The sequence below is a fragment of the Paenibacillus sp. P3E genome (assembly GCF_001909045.1).
In the GTDB taxonomy this organism is placed as follows: domain Bacteria; phylum Bacillota; class Bacilli; order Paenibacillales; family Paenibacillaceae; genus Paenibacillus_AQ; species Paenibacillus_AQ helianthi.
Window position 1 is genome coordinate 1 of the sequence record NZ_LVWH01000230.1, and the last position, 22382, is coordinate 22382.

19 protein-coding genes and 1 rRNA gene are annotated in these 22382 nt (G+C 48.6%); 18 read left to right on the top strand and 2 right to left on the bottom strand.

Annotated features, from left to right (window positions below; genetic code table 11):
• From A3842_RS32780 to A3842_RS29820, 17 genes are all read left to right on the top strand, one after another.
• Window positions 1-485 (top strand): NAD-dependent epimerase/dehydratase family protein (locus A3842_RS32780; RefSeq protein WP_218618707.1); only part of this gene is annotated, 485 nt, incomplete at its 5' end.
• The gene (locus A3842_RS29745; protein WP_074103718.1) at window positions 482-1411 is read left to right on the top strand and encodes a glycosyltransferase family 2 protein; all 930 of its coding nucleotides are present in this window, start codon (window positions 482-484) and stop codon (window positions 1409-1411) included. The genes A3842_RS32780 and A3842_RS29745, both read left to right, overlap by 4 nt.
• Window positions 1412-1445: 34 nt before the next feature.
• Window positions 1446-2189, top strand: coding sequence for a sugar phosphate nucleotidyltransferase (locus tag A3842_RS29750; protein ID WP_074103719.1), 744 nt, complete (start codon window positions 1446-1448; stop codon window positions 2187-2189).
• 18 nt (window positions 2190-2207) lie between these two features.
• The gene (gene rfbC / locus A3842_RS29755) at window positions 2208-2756 is read left to right on the top strand and encodes a dTDP-4-dehydrorhamnose 3,5-epimerase (RefSeq protein ID WP_074103720.1); all 549 of its coding nucleotides are present in this window, start codon (window positions 2208-2210) and stop codon (window positions 2754-2756) included.
• Window positions 2757-2833: 77 nt separating this feature from the next.
• Window positions 2834-3856: a dTDP-glucose 4,6-dehydratase gene (gene rfbB / locus A3842_RS29760; protein ID WP_074103721.1), complete on the top strand. Its 1023-nt coding sequence runs from the start codon at window positions 2834-2836 to the stop codon at window positions 3854-3856.
• A gap of 8 nt (window positions 3857-3864) precedes the next feature.
• Window positions 3865-4725, top strand: a complete 861-nt coding sequence (rfbD, locus tag A3842_RS29765; protein WP_074103728.1) for a dTDP-4-dehydrorhamnose reductase — start codon at window positions 3865-3867, stop codon at window positions 4723-4725.
• A 250-nt stretch (window positions 4726-4975) separates the two neighbouring features.
• Complete coding sequence (locus A3842_RS29770; protein ID WP_178382436.1) at window positions 4976-5509, top strand: glycosyltransferase family 2 protein; 534 nt, start codon at window positions 4976-4978, stop codon at window positions 5507-5509.
• Between the two features lie 252 nt (window positions 5510-5761).
• On the top strand, window positions 5762-6661 hold the full coding sequence (locus A3842_RS29775) for a glycosyltransferase family 2 protein (RefSeq protein WP_371916031.1): 900 nt from the start codon (window positions 5762-5764) through the stop codon (window positions 6659-6661).
• Window positions 6658-8058: an undecaprenyl-phosphate glucose phosphotransferase gene (locus tag A3842_RS29780; RefSeq protein WP_074087206.1), complete on the top strand. Its 1401-nt coding sequence runs from the start codon at window positions 6658-6660 to the stop codon at window positions 8056-8058. The genes A3842_RS29775 and A3842_RS29780 overlap by 4 nt, the downstream gene beginning before the upstream one ends.
• Before the next feature lie 112 nt (window positions 8059-8170).
• The gene (locus tag A3842_RS29785; protein ID WP_074103722.1) at window positions 8171-9037 is read left to right on the top strand and encodes a phosphatidylinositol-specific phospholipase C/glycerophosphodiester phosphodiesterase family protein; all 867 of its coding nucleotides are present in this window, start codon (window positions 8171-8173) and stop codon (window positions 9035-9037) included.
• 176 nt (window positions 9038-9213) lie between these two features.
• Window positions 9214-9936 carry a heptaprenylglyceryl phosphate synthase gene (gene pcrB, locus A3842_RS29790; RefSeq protein WP_074103723.1) on the top strand — a complete coding sequence of 241 codons (723 nt, stop codon included), beginning with the start codon at window positions 9214-9216 and terminating at the stop codon, window positions 9934-9936.
• Window positions 9937-9992: 56 nt separating this feature from the next.
• On the top strand, window positions 9993-12338 hold the full coding sequence (gene pcrA / locus A3842_RS29795; RefSeq protein ID WP_074103724.1) for a DNA helicase PcrA: 2346 nt from the start codon (window positions 9993-9995) through the stop codon (window positions 12336-12338).
• 75 nt (window positions 12339-12413) lie between these two features.
• On the top strand, window positions 12414-14426 hold the full coding sequence (gene ligA / locus A3842_RS29800; protein WP_074103725.1) for an NAD-dependent DNA ligase LigA: 2013 nt from the start codon (window positions 12414-12416) through the stop codon (window positions 14424-14426).
• A gap of 131 nt (window positions 14427-14557) precedes the next feature.
• Window positions 14558-15265 carry a response regulator transcription factor gene (locus A3842_RS29805; protein WP_083607025.1) on the top strand — a complete coding sequence of 236 codons (708 nt, stop codon included), beginning with the start codon at window positions 14558-14560 and terminating at the stop codon, window positions 15263-15265.
• 19 nt (window positions 15266-15284) lie between these two features.
• Window positions 15285-16400, top strand: a complete 1116-nt coding sequence (locus A3842_RS29810) for a sensor histidine kinase (protein WP_143186407.1) — start codon at window positions 15285-15287, stop codon at window positions 16398-16400.
• Between the two features lie 97 nt (window positions 16401-16497).
• Complete coding sequence (locus A3842_RS29815) at window positions 16498-17115, top strand: hypothetical protein (RefSeq protein ID WP_074103726.1); 618 nt, start codon at window positions 16498-16500, stop codon at window positions 17113-17115.
• Window positions 17112-18989, top strand: a complete 1878-nt coding sequence (locus A3842_RS29820; protein ID WP_074087198.1) for a transglycosylase domain-containing protein — start codon at window positions 17112-17114, stop codon at window positions 18987-18989. The genes A3842_RS29815 and A3842_RS29820 overlap by 4 nt, the downstream gene beginning before the upstream one ends.
• Window positions 18990-18993: 4 nt before the next feature.
• Here A3842_RS29820 and A3842_RS29825 read toward each other — a convergent pair whose 3' ends face one another.
• Both A3842_RS29825 and A3842_RS29830 read right to left on the bottom strand, forming a co-directional pair.
• Window positions 18994-20268, bottom strand: coding sequence for a molybdopterin-dependent oxidoreductase (locus A3842_RS29825; RefSeq protein WP_074103727.1), 1275 nt, complete (start codon window positions 20266-20268; stop codon window positions 18994-18996).
• 193 nt (window positions 20269-20461) lie between these two features.
• Window positions 20462-21715, bottom strand: a complete 1254-nt coding sequence (locus A3842_RS29830) for an MFS transporter (RefSeq protein ID WP_143186408.1) — start codon at window positions 21713-21715, stop codon at window positions 20462-20464.
• Between the two features lie 402 nt (window positions 21716-22117).
• Between A3842_RS29830 and A3842_RS29835 the strand changes: the two genes are divergently transcribed.
• A 16S ribosomal RNA gene (locus tag A3842_RS29835) occupies window positions 22118-22382 on the top strand; the annotation flags it as partial.

Genomic DNA, 22382 nt, shown 5'->3' on the forward strand with positions numbered 1-22382 from the left:
ATTCAGAAGCAAAGCACCGGGCATGGTCACAATATAATATTATTGATTTAAGAGTATTTGGTTTTTTTAGTCGTATGATAGACTTAACGACACCATATCTTATCTGTGACATTATCAATTGTGTCAGAGAGAAGAGGCAACTGATTACATTTTCTGATGATATTATTAGAGATTATATACATCCAGAGGACTTAACACGGCTAGTGGAATTATGCATGAAGACGGAGAATATTAACGATGTTTTTGATATATATAGCTCAATGCCAATCAGGAAATTTGATATAATCGAACATTTTGTACAAAATCACCAGTTACAAGTTATGGTACAAGGGACTATCGGCCAAAGTGCTACAGGAGCAAAGTCTAATTATTTCACTAGAAATGAGCGCGCCTCTCAACTCGGTTATAGTCCACAGTTTACGTCTTTTGATTCTATCATTACTCAGAGTGAGAGTCTTTTAAAAGAAATGAGTGATCGTCGTTGAAGTTAATTAGTATTGTAACTCCCTGCTTTAATGAGGAAGATAATGTGGAAGAGATTTATCGTCAAGTAAAAGAGGTATTTGAGAATTTGCCCGATTATACCTATGAGCATATATTTATTGATAATAGTTCCAAAGATGGAACTGTTGAAATATTAAAAAAACTTGCTTTTAATGACACCAAGATTAAAGTGATTGTTAATTCCAGGAATTTTGGTCATATTAGATCACCTTATCATGCGATGCTTCAAGCCAGGGGGGAAGCAGTAATCTCTCTGGTTGCAGATTTACAGGATCCTCCTCATTTGATTCCTGATTTCATAAGAAGGTGGGAAGAAGGGTACAAAGTCGTTTTGGGCGTCAAAACACAAAGTCATGAATCCCCCGCTATGTTTGCTGTTAGGAAACTCTATTATAATTTTATTACTCGTCTTTCAGATATCGAATTAACAAAAAACAATACCGGATTTGGTTTATACGATCAATCGGTTATCCAAATTTTGCGTGAAATAAATGATCCTTATCCATACTTTAGAGGGCTGATCTCAGATATAGGTTTTGAAAGTTATAAAATAGAGTATACACAGCCAAGTAGAAAACGAGGAATAACCAAGAACAATTTCTATACTCTCTATGATATTGCAATGTTAGGGATAACAAATCACTCTAAAATACCTTTAAGGCTGGCAGCTATGCTCGGCTTTATAATGTCAGCATTAAGTTTATTTGTTGCCCTGGGCTATTTGCTTGCTAAACTAATATTCTGGAATTATTTTTCTTTAGGTACAGCGCCACTTATCATCGGATTGTTTTTATTCTCATCCATCCAGCTTTTTTTTATAGGGATAATTGGAGAGTACATAGGTTCGATTCATACTCAGGTGTTAAAAAGGCCACTAGTTGTTGAGAAAGAACGTATTAATTTTTAATCATTTTTTTCAAAATGGGCAGGAGGGAAAATATATGAAGGGTATTATATTAGCAGGAGGTACAGGCTCGCGCCTGTACCCACTAACCAAAGTGACTAATAAGCATCTTTTACCAGTAGGGAAATACCCAATGATCTTTCATTCCGTTCATAAACTAAAGCAGGCTGATGTAAAGGATATTCTTATCGTAACAGGTAAAGAGCATATGGGTGATGTTGTGAACCTATTGGGAAGTGGCAGGGAGATGGGCGTGACTTTCACTTATAAGGTACAAGATGAAGCTGGCGGAATTGCTCAAGCGTTAGATTTGGCTCAACAATTTGTTGGACAAGATCAGATGATTGTTATTCTTGGTGATAATGTGTTCGAAGATGATATTGCTCCTTATGTTCATAATTTCCGTGATCAAAAAATTGGAGCAAAGATTCTGATTCAGGAAGTTACTGATCCGAAGCGTTTTGGTGTGCCTGAACTTCAAGGTGATCGAATTCTTTCCATTGAAGAGAAACCACAAAATCCTAAATCCAATTACGCAGTAACAGGGATATATATGTTCGATAGTGAAGTGTTCAGTATTATAAAAACAATCACTCCTTCTGCGCGTGGAGAAATGGAAATCACTGATGTAAACAATGCATATATTAATCGTGGAGAGTTGACGTTCGATATTCTTCAAGGCTGGTGGACGGATGCGGGTACACATGGCTCATTAGCTAAAGCACACAACTTGGCACAGGATATTGTATTTGGTGAGGAATTCGGGAAATTAAAACTATAAGTATGGGGGACTTTTCTTATGAAGGTTACATCCTTAAATCTACAGGGTGCATCCATCCTTGAACCGGTGGTCCATGGCGACAACCGGGGTTTTTTTATGGAGAGCTACAATGAAGAAATTATGCATAAAGCTGGCGTGAACTTTAACTTCATCCAGGACAATCAATCTCTCTCGGCGGAGGTAGGTGTACTGCGTGGTTTGCATTACCAACTGAATCCCAAAGCGCAAACAAAACTCATTCGGGTATTATCAGGGGCTATTTATGACGTAATCGTTGATATCCGTCGTAACTCTCCTACATTTGGCCAATGGGTTGGCGTTATCCTCAGTGAATATAACAAGCGTCAGCTACTGGTACCAAAGGGCTTTGCTCATGGCTTCTGCACACTCGTGCCAAACACCCAAGTCTTATACAAAGTGGACGAATATTATTCCCCTGAGAATGACCGCGGCATATTATGGAGTGACCCGGCGCTTGGCATTGATTGGCCAACGTCTGCTCCTGTGTTGTCGGATAAAGACCAGCGTCATCCGTTATTAAAGGATGCGGAGCTGAATTTTGATTAATACTTATTGTGCATAATCGCTTCCGGGACGGAAACGGTTCATACATCATCACTTTTAGGAAAAAGGTGGGTCCACACATGAAACTGCTCGTTACCGGCGGAGCCGGATTTATCGGCAGCAATTTTGTAATATACATGCTGCAGCAGCATCCAGAATACCAAATCGTTAACGTAGATGCGCTAACGTACGCGGGAAATCTGGAGAACTTAAAGTCAATTGAAGGCAACCCGAATTACTCCTTCGTAAAAGCAGACATTACGGATGTTCAGGCAATGGACGTGCTTTTCAGCCAAGGGGTTGATGTTGTGGTCAACTTTGCAGCGGAATCGCATGTGGATCGGAGTATTTTGGAGCCGGATGTATTTGTGAAGACGAATGTTTTGGGGACTCAAGTGCTCTTGGATGCGGCCAAAAAATATAGCGTGACCAAGTTTGTTCAAGTCTCCACGGATGAAGTATACGGAACACTCGGCGCAACTGGTCTATTTACGGAAGAAACGCCTCTGACTCCAAACAGCCCATATTCCGCCAGCAAGGCGGGCGGGGATCTGTTGGTGCGCGCTTATCATGAGACGTTTGGTTTGCCGGTAAATATCACTCGCTGCTCCAACAACTACGGACCGTACCAGTTCCCAGAGAAGCTGATTCCACTGATGATTTCACGTGCGCTGGCGGATCAGGCTCTTCCGGTGTATGGTGATGGGATGAATATCCGCGACTGGCTGTATGTTGAGGATCATTGCAGTGCGATTGACCTAGTTATTCATGAAGGTGTGAATGGCGAAGTGTATAATATTGGCGGGAACAACGAGCGCACGAATATGCATATTGTAAACACGGTGCTGGAGGAGCTAGGCAAACCGGATTCGCTGATCACGTATGTTCAAGACCGTCCGGGTCATGACCGCCGCTATGGCATCGATCCAACCAAGATCACCAATGAACTGGGCTGGAAGCCGAAGCACACCTTTGAGACAGGGATTAAGGAAACGATACAGTGGTATTTGAATAACCAGGAATGGTGGACCCGCATTCAGTCTGGGGAATATCAGAAATATGCCGCACTCCAGTACGGTAGCCGTCTGGGGGATTCTTTGTAATGCCGAAGATGAAGGTGCTTGTTACAGGCTCAGCCGGACAGTTGGGTCAGGATTTGGTGCTGTTGCTGCAGGCGCAAGGTCATGAGGTTCTGGGCTGTGATCGTCAAGAGATGGATATTACCGATCTGGATCAATGCGTGGAGATCATCGGCGGATTTGCACCGGATGCTGTCATTCATTGTGCTGCGCATACAGCGGTAGATGCCGCTGAGACTGATATCGATGCTGCTTACCTGATTAATGCTACAGGAAGCCGTAATGTAGCGCTTGCTGCGGAGAAGGTGGGAGCGAAGATGGTATGCATCAGCACGGATTATGTTTTTGGTGGTATGGGGACACAGCCGTACCATGAATATGATAATACCGATCCCCAAAGCATCTATGGTAAATCGAAGCGGGCTGGAGAAATCCTGGTGCAGTCCATATCCTCGAAATTCTTCATCGTTCGTACTTCATGGGTGTATGGCAAGTATGGCAATAACTTTGTGAAAACCATGCTGAAGCTGGGGCAGGAAAAACCGCTGCTGCAGGTAGTACACGACCAAGTGGGCTCGCCGACCTATACGGTGGATCTGGCCAACTTCTTGCTGGATCTTGTTCAGACAGAGAAATACGGCGTCTATCACGCCTCGAACAGTGAGTTCTGTACCTGGTATGAGTTCACGCAGGCGATCTTCGCTGAAGCAGAGGATATCCTGGGGTTGAAATTCACCGCTAAGCTCGAACCCTGTACAACAGAACAGTTTCCACGTCCGGCGCCGCGTCCGGCATATTCGGTGATGGAGCATCTATCCATTCGCACGAACGGGTTTCAGGATATACGGCCATGGCGTGAAGGGCTGAGGGACTTTTTGCACGAGCTAAAATAAATTGATAGGGACTCCTGAACCGCAACAGCGGGTTGGGAGTTTTTTTCTTTAAAAAAGCGGCAAGACGCCTTGTTAGTGACGAGAACTGAATACACTCTCTTTATAAGACACATAGCCGCTCATTCTTGTTTTCGGTATATTGTAGTGTAGCTGGTTCAGCTTGCTTACCTGATATGAAAACCAGAATTCGAGGATCGGCAAGCTTTTACTAAAAGCGGACCACTCTCTTGTAGACAGCACGGGACTGCGGATGAACAAGGCACGGCGGGCGTTTGATCGTGGTGCGGGAGAGCCTGGGTCGAACTGGCCAGTATCAGGAACGGTATTTGGAGTGTCCGGTGCGGCTGCAATGTATTCCCGGCGGATGATTGAGGATATCAGTATAGATGGTGAGTTTTTTGATGCTGATTTCTTTGCTTATAAGGAAGATGTGGATGTGGCTTGGCGGGCTGGACTCTTCGGCTGGTTAGCCTATTATGATGCGGAAGCGATCGGTCACCACGAACGGGGCTGGAAAACATCGGGACGTGACAGCAAACCAATGTTCATCCGGAGAATCTCCTATATTAACCGCTACAAAATGATCTATAAAAACGAACCCGCCCGCAAGCTGTTTTCAACATTCCTCTATGCTTTGCCTTACGAGATCGCGGCACATGGGTATATGCTGCTTAAGGAACCGAAGCTTATCCAAGCCTGGAGCTTATTTTTTGCACAATGGAATAATCTCAAGCAAAAACGCAAGTATATTCAATCCAAAGTTAAAAGATTGAGAAGCGAGTAAACCAGATGTGAGAGAGAAGATAAAGAGAGATAAGATAAATAGAAGAGCTGCAGGAACCTTCCAATATTTTCAAGCATTCCATTTTGTATGTGTGGTACAATTTGCTAAAACCTCCTAATCAGGTCGAGCCTATCAGGGAGGTTTTTGTGTTATAATGATTGTCGATAGATTACTATATTTGTCAGGAGCGTACCAGCATTGAGTGTAGATGTCAGTATCATCGTCCTAAATTACAACACATGCCGCCTGACGATGGATTGTCTGAGGTCGGTGTATGATTCGGAAACTAAATTTTTCTATGAAATTATTCTAATAGACAATAACTCCCGGGATGACTCGGTAGAGAGGATCAGCCGGGAATTTCCCGGTGTGATGCTGATCGCCAATTCAGAGAATGTCGGGTTTGCCCGTGCCAATAATCAGGGGATGGAAGTTGCTTCAGGCCGGTATGTGCTGCTGCTGAATTCGGATACGGTTGTGCGGAGGGATACCCTGGAGACGATGGTCTCCTTTATGGACAGCCGGCCGGATCTCGGAGCTTCGGGCTGCAAGGTGATTTTGCCGGATGGTTCATTGGATAAAGCCTGCAAGCGGGGGTTTCCTACTCCATCCGCTTCCTTCTATTATGCATTTGGCTTCAGCAAGCTGTTCCCGGACCGTCCGAGATTCAATGGTTATCAGTTAGGTTATCTTGATCCTGATCAGGACTATCCTGTAGATTGTCTGGTCGGGGCGTTCATGCTGTTGCGGCGGAAGACAATTGATCAGGTGGGAGGGCTGGACGAGGATTTTTTCATGTATGGTGAGGATCTGGATTGGTGCTTCCGGATCAAAGAGGCCGGCTGGGGGATTTATTATTATCCGCAGACCTCCATTGTCCATTTGAAGGGTGGCAGCGCGCGGCGCAGACCGTTCAAGATCGTCTATGAGTTTCATAGAGCGATGATTTTATTTCACCGTAAGCATTATAGCAAGCGGTACAACAGTATGATTAATGGAGCGGTCTATGCTGGAGTGGGTGTGAAGTTCATGCTTTCGCTTGTGCGTAATGCTCTGATCCGTCCCCGGTCCGTGCCTTCACCGGCGCAGACCCTTACAGGCTCTGGAGAATCAGGTTCAAGAACGGAATCGAATGCTGAGGTGAGATTATGATACGCCGTAATCAGAGGTTTTTAACACAGCTGTATATCTTTGCCGACTTTATGGTGATCCAGCTGGCATTTCTGGCCGCTTGGTGGCTTAAGTTCAGAAGCGGCTGGCTGGAATACTCCGAGACCCTGCCTATAGAGTCTTATGCGTATTGGAGCTTTATTTACGGCGGAATTGCCGTGCTAATCGGGATTGTGCTTGCCTTGTATCAGCCGAAGCGCAAAAAACGTTTTGTCGACGAGTTCCTCAAGATTTTTCAAGTGCATATCATGGCCATCTTTATGCTGCTCGGCTTAATGTTCTTTCTGAAGGAAATTGACGTATCCCGGCAATACCTTGCGATCTATATGGGTTTTAATGTGCTGTCCATCATGCTGTACCGCTATGTGTTGAAGAAGATGCTGAAGTCCCTCCGTGAAAAAGGCTTCAACCGTCAGTTCGTCCTGATTCTGGGGGCTGGTACTTTGGGTAAAAGATTCTACAACAACTTGGTGCAGTACCCGGAGCTCGGGTATGAGACCATCGGCTTTCTGGATGACTACCACACATGGGATGGCATTGAAGGGGAACGCTACAAGCCGATTTTGGGGACAGTGGATGAATTGCCCGGGATGCTGGAAATGCTGCCGGTCGACGAAGTGATTCTTGCCCTTCCACTGGATGCCCATTCTAAATATCCGGCAATTATCGCCGCTTGCGAGAAGGCCGGAGTACGGACGCTGATTATTCCCGATTTCTTCGATTATTTGCCCGCCCGTCCGTACTTTGATAACTTTGCCGGAATGCCGATGATTAATGTGCGTGACATTCCGCTGGATATGACCGGCAACAAGCTGGCCAAACGTGCCTTTGATGTCCTTTTCTCGCTGTTCGCCATTATTATGATGTCGCCAGTGCTGCTCATTGTGGCGCTCGGCGTGCGTCTAACTTCCCCGGGTCCGGTTATTTTCAAACAGGAACGGGTAGGATTGAACCGGCGCAATTTCATGATGTACAAGTTCCGCTCGATGAAGATGCAGGAGGATGGGGAGGAAGATACAGGCTGGAGTACTCCGGTTGATCCCCGCCGAACCCGGTTCGGAACCTTTATCCGAAAGACCAGTCTGGATGAGCTGCCACAATTTTTCAACGTGCTGCTTGGCCAGATGAGTGTGGTAGGACCGCGGCCGGAGCGTCCCTTCTTTGTAGAGCAGTTCCGCGGGGAAATCCCGAAATATATGGTCAAGCATCATGTACGTCCGGGAATTACCGGCTGGGCACAGAGCAACGGCCTCCGTGGGGATACCTCCATTGAAGATCGGATCAAGCATGATATTTTTTATATCGAGAATTGGTCGCTGCTGTTCGATATCCGGATTATTATTAAGACCATTCGCAATGGCTTCAAAAATGCTTATTGAACTTATAACAGCTAAATAGATTGATCTGTTGAAACGGGTGCCATCCTTGATGCTGAGGAAGACATATCCGTTTCTTTTTTTTACTCCAACTGTTGCAAAGGAAACCACATCTATGAAAAAGACAAAAGGTATTGCCACAGCCGTTATGATTTTCGCTTTGATCTCTGTGCTAGTGATTACACGGGGTGACCCGGATAAAGAGCTGGCAACTGGCTTTGCATCTCACCGTATTGTTGCCCACGCCATGGGTGGGATTAACGGCCATACGTATACAAACACCCTTGAAGCCTTTGCCGCTAATTACGAGCAGGGAAGCCGTATCTTCGAGGCCGATTTACTCCTAACGACCGATGAGCAACTGGTCGCCCGCCATGAGTGGACGCATAATATGAGCAAGCTGCTCGGCCAGCAAACGATATTGCCTGCTGCCAAACAAGGCACCGTGCTGGATTATGCCCAGTTTATGGACAGCCCTATTCTGAATATCTATTCACCGCTGGATATGGAGGGAATCCTTGATCTCATGCAGTCTTACCCTGATGCCTTCATCGTTACGGATACGAAGGAGATCAAGCCGGAGCTGGTAACACAGCAGTTTACACTGCTTACCGAGGCTGCCGGACGCCGTGATCCGGCCCTTCTGGAACGGATCGTTCCGCAAATTTACAGCCAGGACATGCTGGATGTAATCCATAGGGTGCATGTATTCCCTGAGGTACTGTATACCCTTTATCAATCGCAGGACAGTAATGAGCAGGTGATTGATTTTGTAAAAGAGAGCGGTGTGGATATCACGATGCCAACCACCCGGGTCACCAGGAGCTTTGTAAAAAAACTGAAAAAGGCCGGAGCCCGAATCTATGTGCAGACCCTTAATGACGAAGCGGAGATTGTAAAGCTGTCTCGCATGGGTGTGGACGGGTTCTACACGGACTTTGTTTCTGAAGAAGATTTGAGGCAGTTCAATGGACTACGTTAAGGAGCGGAAAAAGGCGAAAAAATGTTCGCATTTTTCCGCTCTTTAAATTGACACCCCCCTTAGTGCTGGCATAGACTAGAGATACAGCTTTTGCGGTAGCGGAAGTGTTTTTGGCATGAAAAACAAGCATATAAATCGCACCTAATCAATCGGTTGAATAAAGAGGATGGACGAAGATGAATGAAATCAGGCAAACGATTCAGCTGTGGCGGCATGTGTTTAAGCTGGATCCGGACCGTGAACTTGGAGAGGCTGAACTGGCTGCAGTTTGTTTATCGGGAACAGATGCGATCCTAATCGGCGGTTCTACCGGGGTTACTTATGAGAACACGGCTGCTCTGCTGGCCCGTGTGCGTCAATTCGAATTGCCTTGTGCCCTTGAAATTTCAGATCTTGAAGCGGCTGTGCCGGGTTTTGATCTGTATTTGATCCCAATGGTACTGAACAGTCCGGAACCAGACTGGATATTGGGCCATCACCGCCGGGCAATTGAGCGTTACGGAAGCTTCATTCCGTGGGAGCATTTCCTTGCAGAAGGATATATTGTGCTGAACGGGGACTCTTCCGTGGCCCGTCTTACAGGAGCGGACAGCTCGCTGAGTGGAGAAGGTGCGGCTGCTTACGCACAGATTGCGGACAAGCTGATGAGCCTGCCAATCGTTTATCTGGAATATAGCGGTACATTTGGCGATATGGGGACGGTGCGAACCGTAAGAGAGACGGTGGAGCATAGTCAGCTTTTTTATGGGGGCGGAATTACCTGTGAAACTGAAGCTGAACAAGCTGCAGCCCTATGTGATACAGTAGTGGTCGGTAATATCATCTACCAGGATGTGCAGCAGGCGCTGCTCACTGTACAGGCGGTTAAGAGAACACCGCAGATTGACTGTACAACATAGAAGAACGGTGAAGCCGTTTCCTTAATTTATGATATTCAGAAAGGAGCATGTCACACATGCAACTTGTTAACATACAGGATGCCGTAAGCCGGCTTAATCCTCCGCAGCGTCAGGCAGTAGAAACCACGGAAGGTCCCTTGCTCATTATGGCCGGAGCAGGAAGCGGCAAGACGCGCGTGCTTACCCACCGCATTGCCTGGCTGATTGCGAACCGTAAAGCGCCGCCTTGGGCGATTCTGGCGATTACCTTTACTAATAAGGCCGCCCGGGAGATGCAAGAACGTGTCTCCAAGCTGGTAGGGCCGGAAGGTCGGGATATTTGGGTCTCCACCTTTCACTCGATGAGTGTGCGGATTCTGCGCAAGGATATTGAACGGATTGGATTCACCTCTAATTTTTCCATACTGGATTCAACCGACCAGCTGTCTGTTATCCGCAACTGCATGAAGGATTTGAATATCGACACGAAGAAGTTCGAGCCCAAGGCTGTCCAGTCGATGATCAGCACCGCTAAGAATGAACTCATCACACCGGCACAATATGAGCAGAAAATTGGCGATTATTTGGAAGGTCTCGTGGCCAAGGTATATACCATGTACCAGAAGCGGCTGAGAGCCAACAACTCGCTGGATTTCGATGATCTGATCATGAAGACGATCGAATTGTTCAAGGAAGTGCCGGAGGTGCTGGATTTCTACCAGAAGAAATTCAAGTATATCCATGTCGATGAGTATCAGGATACGAACAGGGCGCAATATATGCTCTGCCGGATGCTGGCGGACAGCCACCACCGCATTTGTGTTGTCGGCGACAGTGACCAGTCGATTTACCGCTGGCGTGGGGCGGATATTACGAATATCCTGAATTTTGAAGAGGACTATCCGGAAGCCAAGACGATTATGCTGGAACAGAACTACCGCTCTACCTCGAACATTCTAAATGCGGCCAATGGCGTAATTGCACTGAATACGGGACGCAAGCCCAAGAAGCTGTGGACGGATTCTGCAGAAGGCGCGAAGATCAAAGTGTTCCGCGGCGACTCCGAGCATGACGAAGGCTATTTTGTCACGGGAGAAATCAGCAAAAATGTCAAGGAGGGACAGGCGTATCAGAATCATGCGATCCTGTACCGTACCAATGCGCAATCACGCGTAATAGAAGAAATTCTGATCAAATCGGATATTCCCTATCAGATTGTCGGGGGGATCAAGTTCTATGACCGCAAAGAAATTAAGGATCTGCTGGCCTATCTGCGGCTGCTGTCCAATCCAGATGACGATATCAGCCTAACACGGATTATCAATGTTCCGAAGCGGGGGCTGGGGGATACGACGGTGGGCAAGCTGGCTGCCGCCGCTGCATCTCAAGGTGTCTCTATCTTCCGGGCGCTGCAGACGGTGGATGATCTCGGCTTCTCCGGACGGACGCGCAATACACTGGTAGAGTTTTACGATATGATCGAAGCACTGCACCGGATGGTGGAATTCCTGTCGGTGACGGAGCTGACGGAGAAGATTCTGGAGCTATCGCAGTACCGCCTGGAACTGCAGAATGAGAACACCCTGGAATCCCGCTCCCGTCTGGAAAATATCGACGAATTCCTGTCCGTAACCATGGAATTCGAGAAAAATAATGAGGACAAGTCACTGGTTTCCTTCCTTACTGACCTGGCGCTGATCGCAGACATTGACAGCGTGAACGATGAGGAGGAGCGCAGTGACGCTGTAGTGCTGATGACCATGCACAGCGCCAAGGGGCTAGAGTTCCCGACTGTCTTTATTATCGGGATGGAAGAGGGCGTATTCCCGCACAGCCGTGCCTTCCAGGACAATGACGAACTGGAAGAAGAGCGGCGTCTGGCGTATGTAGGGATTACCCGTGCGGAGAAGCAGCTGTTCCTCAGCTGTGCACGGATGCGCACGTTGTTCGGCCGTACGACGGCCAATGCGCCGTCGCGCTTCCTGGAGGAGATTCCGGAGGAGCTGAAGGAAGATACAGGAGGGGCTTCGGACCGCTTCCGGCGCGGCGCGGAGGTTGGCGGTGCTTATGGGGGCCGAGGCTTTGGCGGAGGCAGCCGGGGGAACTTCGGCAGCCGCAGCGGCGCTGCCGGGAATGCGCCGGCAGGAGGCGGGAACGCCGGCTTCGGCGGCAGCACAGCGTCCGCGGCGACCGGTACGAGCCGCGTGACCGTGACCTCCGGAGGCGCGCAGCGCGCTCCAGGGGCATCGGCGCCCGGCGAATTCAAGGCCGGCGACAAGGTCTCTCACGGCAAATGGGGCATCGGCACCGTTGTGTCGGTGAAGGGCAGCGGCAATGATACGGAGCTGCAGATTGCTTTTCCGGCGCCGGTGGGTGTGAAGCGGCTCCTGGCCGGCTTTGCGCCGATCACCAAAGTCGAATAATTCGGCTGCGATTAACGACTGTGTTTTTGGACCACGCTAACCGTAGGAAACAATTTGATGGAGGGATGTCCCCCGATGGATGCTATGCACACTATGGAGGAGCTCGTAGCTGAGCTGAATCAATATAACTATCATTACTATACTCTGGATGCGCCGCAGATCAGCGACAAAGAGTATGATGTTCTTTACGATAAGCTTGTAGCCCTTGAAGCAGAGAGCGGCATCGTGCTGCCTCATTCTCCTACTCAGCGTGTGGGGGGAGAACTGCTCAAAGGGTTCACACCCCACAGGCATCTGGCACCGCTATGGAGTCTGGATAAGGCGCAGAATATCGAACAGCTTCGCAGCTGGAATACTCGGGTGCTGAAGCTGGTGAATGATTATAACGCCAAAAACCCTGAAACCCCTCTTCCTGCGCCCTGCTATGCGGTAGAACTGAAATTTGACGGCTTAACGCTTAATCTGACCTATCGTGACGGGGTGCTGGTTCAGGCAGCCACACGCGGCAATGGTGTGACCGGAGAAGGCATTCTTGCCCAGGTAAAAACCATCAAATCGGTCCCAATGACGATTCCATTTAAGGAAGGTCTCATTGAAGTGCAGGGCGAAGGGATTATGAATCTTTCTGTGCTGGCGGACTATAATACAAGAGCCGCTGAGCCGCTCAAGAATGCCCGTAACGGGGCAGCGGGAGCGCTGCGCAACCTCAACCCTAAGACAACCGCCGACCGCCGGTTGAACGCTTACTTCTATAATGTAGGCTATGCGGAGGGTGTACAGTTCACAGACCATCAGGAAATGATGGATTTTCTGAGGAACAACCGTTTTAAGGTCAACCCATACCTTACCTATTTTGATCATTTTGACGATGTTACCGAACAACTGGCAGAAATTGAAGAGACCCGTTCCGGTCTAGACTATCTGATTGATGGAGCAGTTATCAAGGTAACTGATTTCCGCATCCGTGAGGTACTCGGGTACACCGATAAATTCCCGCGCTGGGCGGTGGCTTATAAGTTCGAGGCGGAAGAAACCACAACGATCCTGGAATCGGTCAGCTGGAACGTGGGCCGCACCGGCAAGGTCACCCCGCTGGCACGGGTGGAAGCAGTGGAGCTGGCAGGAGTAACCGTCCAGAACTGCACCTTGAACAACGTTGGTGATATCGAACGCAAGAATCTCAAGCACGCCCTGGGTACACGTGTGTTCATCCGCCGCTCGAATGATGTCATTCCCGAGATTCTTGGCAAGGTAACAGAAGAGAGTGACGGCGGGGAGATTATTTTCCCTGAGAATTGTCCGGCCTGCGGTTTCCCGCTGGAAATGCGCGGCGCGCACCTCTTCTGCAATAACAAGCTGAATTGCAAGCCGCAGATCATCGGGCGGATCACCCATTTTGCTTCCCGGGACGCAATGGATATCGAGACTTTCAGTGACAAGACGGCCGGGCAGTTGCATGAGGAACTGGATGTGCGGGAACCAGCTGACTTATATGAGCTGACCTTCGAGCAGCTTGTGAAATTGGAACGTTTTGGGGAGAAGAAAGCCGATAACCTCCTTAAGGCGCTGGAAGAGAGCAAAGGGCGGGACCTAGCGTCTTTCCTGTTTGCCCTCGGTATTCCGAACACTGGCAAAGCAACCACCAAAATGTTAGCCGATCACTACCGCAGCCTGGAAGCAGTCATGAATGCAACCGCCGAGGAATTGTCCGGACTCCCTGACATTGGAGGCATTGTAGCCGAGAGCATTGTGAGCTTTTTCGCGGATCCCTTTGTAGTCACCAGTATTGACCGTATGCTTACACTCGGTGTAGAGGCAAAGGCGCCTGAGGCTCCACGCCAAGTGAATACCAATTCTTTCTTCAGCGGCAAAACAGTAGTACTCACAGGCTCGCTGCAGAAGCTTACCCGGGAAGAAGCAGCGGAGCGCCTGGAGGCGCTAGGCGCCAAGGTATCCGGCAGTGTCTCCAAAAAAACCGATCTCGTCATCGCCGGCGAAAAGGCAGGCAGCAAGCTGGCCAAGGCTCAGCAGCTGGGTATTCAAGTGATCGAGGATGAGGAAGAGCTGCTTCGGCTATTGGAGAGTTAGACGCAGACAACAAAACAGATGCATTCACAAAGTCCTGGTTCGATAACATCGAATACAGGGCTTTTTGCCATATCCATTTATAATATAAAATAGAGAGAAGGCTATTTATGGATTAGAAAGGATACTTGCCTGTGATACAAGAAACGATCCTGCTTGTGGATGATGAGAAAGAAATTGTAGAACTGCTTGACATTTATTTCCGGAATGAAGGATACCGGCTGCTTAAAGCCTTTGACGGAGTGGAGGCACTGAAACATCTCAGAGAAGAAACAGTAGATCTAGTTATTATGGATGTAATGATGCCCAGATTGGACGGAATTGCGGCTTGTATGAAAATCCGGGAGGAGAAAAACATGCCGATTATTATGCTCTCTGCCAAAAATACGGATATGGACAAAATTCTCGGGCTGAGCATAGGGGCTGATGATTATGTCGGAAAGCCGTTCAATCCGCTGGAGATCGTGGCACGGGCTAAATCACAATTACGCCGCTACCATCGATTCAACAAGGATGCTCCGGCAAGGGGCAGCGAGAATGAACTCATTTTCGAAGATTTGGTTATAGATATTGCTAAGCACGAGGTCAGTGTAGATAACCGGAAGGTGAAGCTGACACCCCGGGAATTTTCTATATTGGAACTGCTGGCAAAGCATCAAGGGCAGGTGCTCAGTATGGAGCAGATTTATACGAATATCTGGCCTGATCCATTTCTGGATGGCGGCAATACAGTGATGGTGCATATTCGTAATATCCGTGAAAAAATTGAATTGGATCCTAAGCACCCTCGTTACATACAAACCGTGTGGGGGATCGGATACAAACTGGACGGGCCGTCCTGAAAGCTTGAGGTGAGAGACGTTGAATGCGAAATATATAAGTACAATCCGTTGGAAATTCATCTGGGCGTTTATGTTGAGCGTTTTATCTGGTGCCATTCTACTGCTGGGTGGATACCGGTTGGTGAATGCCCTGCTCTATTTGAACCCTTCTCCCCCGTCGGCGGCGTATTCACAGTTACTGAGATGGGTCATTAATCATATTGGTTCCGTACCTGTGATGACTGCTGCAGGAATTCTTAGCTTTTTGTTCTTCTTTTTTATCTTCACACGAAAAATAGTCTCATATCTGGAGGAAATCACACGCGGTATCCAGCAAATTACAAAGCTTGGAGAATCGCATCGGATTGAGATTAGAACTGCGGATGAGCTGGGGATGCTGGCGGAGAACATCAATATCATGTCTGAACGTCTGCAGCAATCCCTTCTGGAAGAACGCAAGGCTGTCGAAGCCAAAAATGAGCTCATTACAGGTGTATCCCATGATTTGCGCACCCCGCTGACTTCAATACTCGGCTATCTTGAATATATCGAGCAGGACCGATGCCGGGAAGAAACCGAATTGCGCTATTATGTAGACATCGCCTATCAGAAAGCACAGGTGCTGCGAAAACTCATTGATGATTTGTTTGAATATACACGTGTTAACAACGGAGGACTGCCACTCGTGCCAGAACGTCTGGATTTAAAAGCCTTTATGCGCCAGTTGGCAGAAGAGGCGGTTCCAGAGCTTACTCGGGCAGGGATGATCTACGGAATGGTGGATGAGACTGAATCCTTGTGGATCGATGCAGCTCCTTATGAATTGCTGCGCGCCTATGAGAATCTGATTGCGAATGCGATCAGATATGGACGGGATGGTAAAAGGATAGAGATCGGTCTGGCCCGTGAAGGCGATGAAGCCGTGGTGCGGATCAGTAACTTTGGTGAACGGATCGCGGAAAGAGATCTCCCGCATATTTTCGAACGCTTTTACCGGGCTGAACGCTCCCGTTCTCAATACACCGGTGGCTCCGGCCTGGGCTTGGCAATTGCGAAGGGAATTGTTGAACGTCATCAGGGAGTAATCTCGGCTGCAAGCGATATGTACCGGACGGATTTTATCACACGGTATCCGCTGTCTCGGAACCCTTCTTAAGAAAATCTTCAGAACTTTGCCGGGTGCATCTTAAGAAATAGCCGTTATCCTGTGTGACATGAGGTGATTATCACCTGTGTGACTGGAGGGATAGAATTTGAAAAGATTCAAAACGGTACGCTCCGGCTATCTGTACATTTTTGGGGGAACTGCGCTGCTCAGCGGTATTTCTCTTGCTGCTGTATACTCGTTGGCTGCATTGCTGTATTCCCGCTATACTGCAGCTTCCGCGGTCTATTGGGTCCGTAGCCTGCGTTGGCTGATCAATCATATCGGCCGCATACCACTCGCCGTACTGATGTTTACGGCGGTTTTCACCGTAATCTTTCTGCTTCGGTCGCAAAAAATATCCGATGATCTCAAAAGTCTGCTGCAGGCTTCCGAAGAATTGTCTACCTTTGGTTCCTTCCGGGAGCTGAAGGTGGTCAGCGGTGGTGAGCTGGGCCAATTAGCGGGACATTTACATAAAATCAACAGGCCGGAAAAAGCGGCGGACCAAGGTCCTTGCGCTTATAATCTGAAGAATTCGGCTGATCCGGTTTTGGGAAATGAAGCGCTTATGGCACTGACTTTAAGAACAAGAACGTTGATGCGATTGCTGAATGAAGCGTCCACTGGAAAAGGGGAGCAGATTCAGATTTTGCAGGTAGAGGCGGCGAAACGCGAGGCAATGGGCATGGAGAGGTTCATGGAGAACCTGATGGTCCGCTCATGAGCCGACAGGACGCCCGGGCAAGGCGAAAACTGTTGCGCATTTTTTATACTGCTTTTGACATCGGGGTAGCCTGTGCCCTATTGCTGGTGGCCCTTATAGTCTACGTTCATCTATACGGGGATGCTGTATTAGACCGTCATCCAGAGAAGTTGAAGCTGGCGGAATCCAGTATAATTCTTGCCTCCGATGGGACCGTGCTGCGCAGAATTCCATTGCCGGAATCAGGATATAGGAGGTCGGCCCGTCTGGAAGAGATGCCTGAACTGCTAATCAAGACCTTTTTGGCGGTCGAAGACCACCGATATTACAGTCATCAGGGCCTGGATTATACAGGAATTCTGCGGGCTGCATTGCACAATGCGGTGTATCTGGACAATGCTGAGGGAGGCAGCAGCATCACTCAGCAACTCGCCCGCAATCTATATCTGAACAGAGACAAAAATCTGTTGCGAAAGCTGAATGAAGCTTCCCTTGCTATAGCTTTGGAGAAACGGCTGTCGAAAGAGGAGATACTGCAGCACTACCTTAACCAAATCTATATGGGCCAAGGACAATATGGAGTGAAGGCGGCGGCCGAGCATTATTTCGGCAAAACGTATATGAAGGAGTTAGAAATCTGGCAAATTGCTGCTTTGGCGGCTATTCCAAAAGGCCCCTCTGTTTACAATCCTGAGTCGGCGGGGGAACGTCCCGTGGAGAGGAGAAAGCTTGTTCTGCGGATCATGGAGCAGCGGGGATTGATTACCCATGAGGAGATGGTGGCTGCTGCGAAGCAGGAGATTAGGCCTGAAGCGGGTACAGAGGCGTATTCTCCTGGAACAGGGGCTTCCTACATTAATACCGTGCTTAAAGAAGCCTCCCGGCTGACCGGGAAGACGGAGACAGAACTGCAGACAGGCGGCTACACGATTGTGACGGGAATGAATCCCGGTGCCCAGCTAGCGCTGGAAGAGACTTTCCGCAATTCTGATTTCTTCCCCTCCGATGGGAAAACGCAGCAAGTGGAGGCAGCCATGGTTATAATCAACCATGATAATGGAGAGATAGTGGCGTTAACCGGAGGACGTGATCCAAGTATAGGCAGCCTTAATCGGGCAATTATTGATGCACGTCAGCCGGGCTCCGCTTTTAAGCCGGTTATTGATTACGGTCCGGCGCTTGAGAGCGGAAAATTCATGCCGGACAGTCTTCTTCTTGACCGGAAACAGAGATATGGGAGTTACAGCCCTGATAATCATAATGGCATATACCGGGGGCAGGTAAGCATGAGTCAGGCACTACAGCAATCTATTAATGCTCCGGCAGTCTGGCTGCTGAAGCAGGTGGGGGTTGAGAACGCCCGTGCATTCGCAGCCAAGCTCGGGATAGTGCTGCCGCAGGAAGATAATAATCTGTCAATTGCGCTTGGTGGGCTGCATACAGGTGTCTCTCCTCTCAAAATGGCACAGGCATACAGTGTATTCGCAAGCGGTGGAACCTTTAACGAAGCCCATACCGTTCGGAGCATATCAGATGCGCAGGGTAAAATGTTGTACAGGTATGCATCTAAAAGAAAGCAGGTTGTCTCACCGCTCACTGCTGCAAACATGACTGCAATGCTTCGCGACGTAGTGAACAAAGGGACAGGTGTAAAAGCACGGATGAACATCCCGGTAGCCGGGAAGACCGGAACGACCCAGGCTGATCTGCCAGGCGTCACCGGCAAGGCCAACCGGGACCTTTGGTTCGTCGGGTACACCCCTGCTTGGACAGCCGCTGTATGGATGGGGTTTGACCATACCGACAAGGATAACTTTATGACCGCGGGCAGCGGGATGGCGGCTGCTTTATTTTCCAACGTGATGAACAAGGCGTATACAGGCTCCGGGCGATAAAGGTCTATACCCGCTTCGCACTAGGCAACCAAGCATCCTTATCATATCCGCGTTGTTCCCAATAGCCGACATGATCTTCTGAAATGAGCTCAATCCGGTTCAGCCACTTCACTGATTTATAGGCATACATTTGCGGAGTCACCAGACGTACAGGGCCTCCAAGCTGGTTCGGAATAGGTTTGCCGTCGTGCAGCACAGCAACCATTACATCCTTCATCCGCGCTTGGTCCAGAGTCAGCGAATCGGTGTAGACACCATCACCGGAATAGAACTTTACCGTTACTGCCTGCTCCTGCACTCCGGCCATGTCGAGCAGCTTTGCGAGCGGGAGGCCCTCCCATGTGTTTTTATAGACCGACCAGCCCGTGACGCAGTGAAAATCGCTGACCTGCACCTCACGCTGCAGCTTGACGAATTCATCCCAATTCCAAGTGAACTTCCTGTCAACGAGGCCATCGATGGTAAATGACCAATTGCTGTTATCGAAGGAAGGGATATCTGTTACGGTATAGACTCGAAAACTGCCTTCTGCTCCGCCTCCAATGGGTGGAGCGGAATCCGCCAGCGGCACAGGGTCAGGAATCAGGGCATTGGCGTTGCTTGCAGCATATTCGGCGGCTCCAGGAAGCTGTAATGATTTGCCGATCCAACGTACAAAGGTTGGACCGAGCGTTATAGCGAGGCCTGCTCCGACAGCCACCTTAATAAAACCCCGCCGCGTATACACTGGTTGAGGTCCGTTTACAGCTGCCGGTTTCTGTCTAACTCCATAATTCAGGGGCTCACCTTCTGGTGCCATTTCCGGTACAATGGAGCGCTTCTTGGGCTCTTTCAGCCATTTGACCCTGGTAATGGAGTGGTAGATCATGACCGGAAGCCCCACCCAGGTGAGAAGATCATGAACAAACAGCGCCGCATTGGCCGCTCTCGGTCCGGCAAGCCTGAACTGCCAGAGGACAATCCCGGATACAATCCAGCCGGTCAGCATAGCCATCACAAAAACCACATTGGCTTTTTGCGAATTTTTTCCGTTCAGTCTTTTCCAATGCTTGGCCGCAAGCAGCAAATAGTAGAGGACCGGAACAAGCAGTACCAGCCCAAAAGCAATATGAGCCCACTTCAGCCACACCCGACCCTCACCAAGCAGCTCCCGCCAGAAACCACCAACCAGCATCAAACCGCTCACGGCCAGAATCAATACCAGCCATGCATTCCACATGTGAATGGAAACAAGCTTTTTGCCATACCCTTTGCGGAGCCCCGCCAGTGCCTTTTTCAATGATGTCCCTCCTCTAACCCGTGATCGGTGGTGAATCATTCAACTTTTAACTAATTGTACCGCATAACTCAGCGAATGAATAATTCTCTTTAGGGTAGGCTTGTCATACGCTTATCAAAAAGCCCATCATTCTCAATAAAGGAGAAGGATGGACTCATCACAATAGTTTGAAGAACGTGCAACTTGTTGTTTATTACTCTGCTGCCCATTCCTCCAGTTTTTGATCTCTGGGGAGCAGCAGTGCAAGCAGGCCTAACAGGGGCAGGAATCCACATGCTACAAATACAGTCCCGATACCGATCCGGTCAATGAGCGCACCAATGACAACAGAACCAATACCGCCTAGTCCGAAAGCAAGTCCGGTGATCAGTCCTGAGACCGTCCCGATATTTCCCGGATACAGCATTTGGGCATAAATTACGGTTACGGAGAAGCTGGATAACAGGATGAAACCTGATATGACCAGCAGAACAAGCGCCCAGGTTTGACTTACAAAAGGAAGCGCCAGTGCAAAAGGGACGGTTCCCACCATAGAGATCAGTATTAGATTGCGCCGTCCAAAGCGGTCAGCAAGCGGGCCCCCAAAGAATGTGCCAACCGCCCCGGCAGCGAGGTACATAAAAATATAAATTTGAGCATGATCAATGGTCATTCCATAGTTCTTCATTAAGTAGAAGGCATAGTAACCGCCGATAGAGGCGCCGTACCAGGAACGAACAAATACGAGAAAGACTAGAATGATAGTGGCAGTCAAAATACTTTTGCTGCGTGCAGGATCTATGGTGCGAACAGCTGACTTTTTACGGAAGGTGTATCCTTCGTTTAGCATTTTCCGGTACCATCTGGCTACGTAGGTTTGAACAGCAATACCTGCTGCAGCGATGACAGTGAACCCGAGCGCGCCCATCTGCCCGAAAGGAATGAATACCCATTTCATCAAAAGCGGACCCAAGGACTGTCCGGCGTTGCCCCCAACCTGAAAGATGGATTGTGATAGTCCCTTCCGCTGTCCCGCAGCCATATGAGCTACACGCATCCCTTCGGGGTGAAACGCTGCTGATCCGAATCCGACAAGCATAACTGAAAAAATAATCAAGGCATAATTACCTGCAAAAGCCAGTAAAAATACACCGGCGAAGGTGCAGCACATCCCTAGCGGAAGCAATATAGGGCGTGGTTTGCGGTCAGCGGCATAGCCGATAACGGGCTGAATCACGGAAGATGTGATATTGAGGGCAAAAGCGATCCATCCCACTTGAGCGTAAGAGAGCAGCATATTGTTCTTAAGGATAGGAAACATTGCTGGAATGAGCGCTTGAATGGAGTCATTAAATAAATGAACAAAGCTGACTGCTAATAAAATACGGTATATCGTAGCCTGCTGCAGGTGGCGCTGCTGTTCTTCATTTGTTACCGGTGGGGAGGCTGGTATGGGATTGTCGTTCATTGGATCTCCTTTCGAGATGGTTATGGATATTGGTTATTGCTGATTTTCATTTAGCCTCATTGTAGCCATAAGTATTGCACTATGGAAATCAATTTGTGCCCTATCCATGCTAAATATACGCCACCTTATTTATTTATAAAAAAAGCTTGCAAACATTAGGACAGCATGATATATTATCTCTTGTGCTTATGAGGCATCGACGCTGATTGAAAGAGCGAAGAAGAAATAAGTTGACAAGAAACAACGGAACATGATATGATCTAATTCCTGCGCTTGACACGAAGTGTTGAGATGTTAGGAGCAAGTTCTTTGAAAACTGAACAAATGGAACGCGTTAATTTTTATCAGATTCATTTAATGGATCGTCAGTTTCAAAATGAGCAATCGCTCTTTCTAAATACCAATTTGGAGAGTTTGATCCTGGCTCAGGACGAACGCTGGCGGCGTGCCTAATACATGCAAGTCGAGCGGAGCTTATCCTTCGGGATAAGCTTAGCGGCGGACGGGTGAGTAACACGTAGGCAACCTACCCTCTAGACTGGGATAACTACCGGAAACGGTAGCTAATACCGGATAATTCCTTCACCCTCCTGGGCGAGGGATGAAAGGCGGAGCAATCTGCTACTAGAGGATGGGCCTGCGGCGCATTAGCTAGTTGGTGGGGTAA

Coding starts and splice junctions, on each gene's coding strand:
- rfbC (WP_074103720.1), top strand. CDS start 2,208: ATGAAGGTTACATCCTTAAATCTACAGGGTGCATCCATCCTTGAACCG.
- pcrA (WP_074103724.1), top strand. CDS start 9,993: ATGCAACTTGTTAACATACAGGATGCCGTAAGCCGGCTTAATCCTCCG.
- pcrB (WP_074103723.1), top strand. CDS start 9,214: ATGAATGAAATCAGGCAAACGATTCAGCTGTGGCGGCATGTGTTTAAG.
- A3842_RS29785 (WP_074103722.1), top strand. CDS start 8,171: ATGAAAAAGACAAAAGGTATTGCCACAGCCGTTATGATTTTCGCTTTG.
- ligA (WP_074103725.1), top strand. CDS start 12,414: ATGGATGCTATGCACACTATGGAGGAGCTCGTAGCTGAGCTGAATCAA.
- rfbB (WP_074103721.1), top strand. CDS start 2,834: ATGAAACTGCTCGTTACCGGCGGAGCCGGATTTATCGGCAGCAATTTT.
- A3842_RS29750 (WP_074103719.1), top strand. CDS start 1,446: ATGAAGGGTATTATATTAGCAGGAGGTACAGGCTCGCGCCTGTACCCA.
- A3842_RS29820 (WP_074087198.1), top strand. CDS start 17,112: ATGAGCCGACAGGACGCCCGGGCAAGGCGAAAACTGTTGCGCATTTTT.
- A3842_RS29775 (WP_371916031.1), top strand. CDS start 5,762: ATGGATTGTCTGAGGTCGGTGTATGATTCGGAAACTAAATTTTTCTAT.
- rfbD (WP_074103728.1), top strand. CDS start 3,865: ATGAAGGTGCTTGTTACAGGCTCAGCCGGACAGTTGGGTCAGGATTTG.
- A3842_RS29830 (WP_143186408.1), bottom strand. CDS start 21,715: ATGAACGACAATCCCATACCAGCCTCCCCACCGGTAACAAATGAAGAA.
- A3842_RS29780 (WP_074087206.1), top strand. CDS start 6,658: ATGATACGCCGTAATCAGAGGTTTTTAACACAGCTGTATATCTTTGCC.
- A3842_RS29770 (WP_178382436.1), top strand. CDS start 4,976: ATGAACAAGGCACGGCGGGCGTTTGATCGTGGTGCGGGAGAGCCTGGG.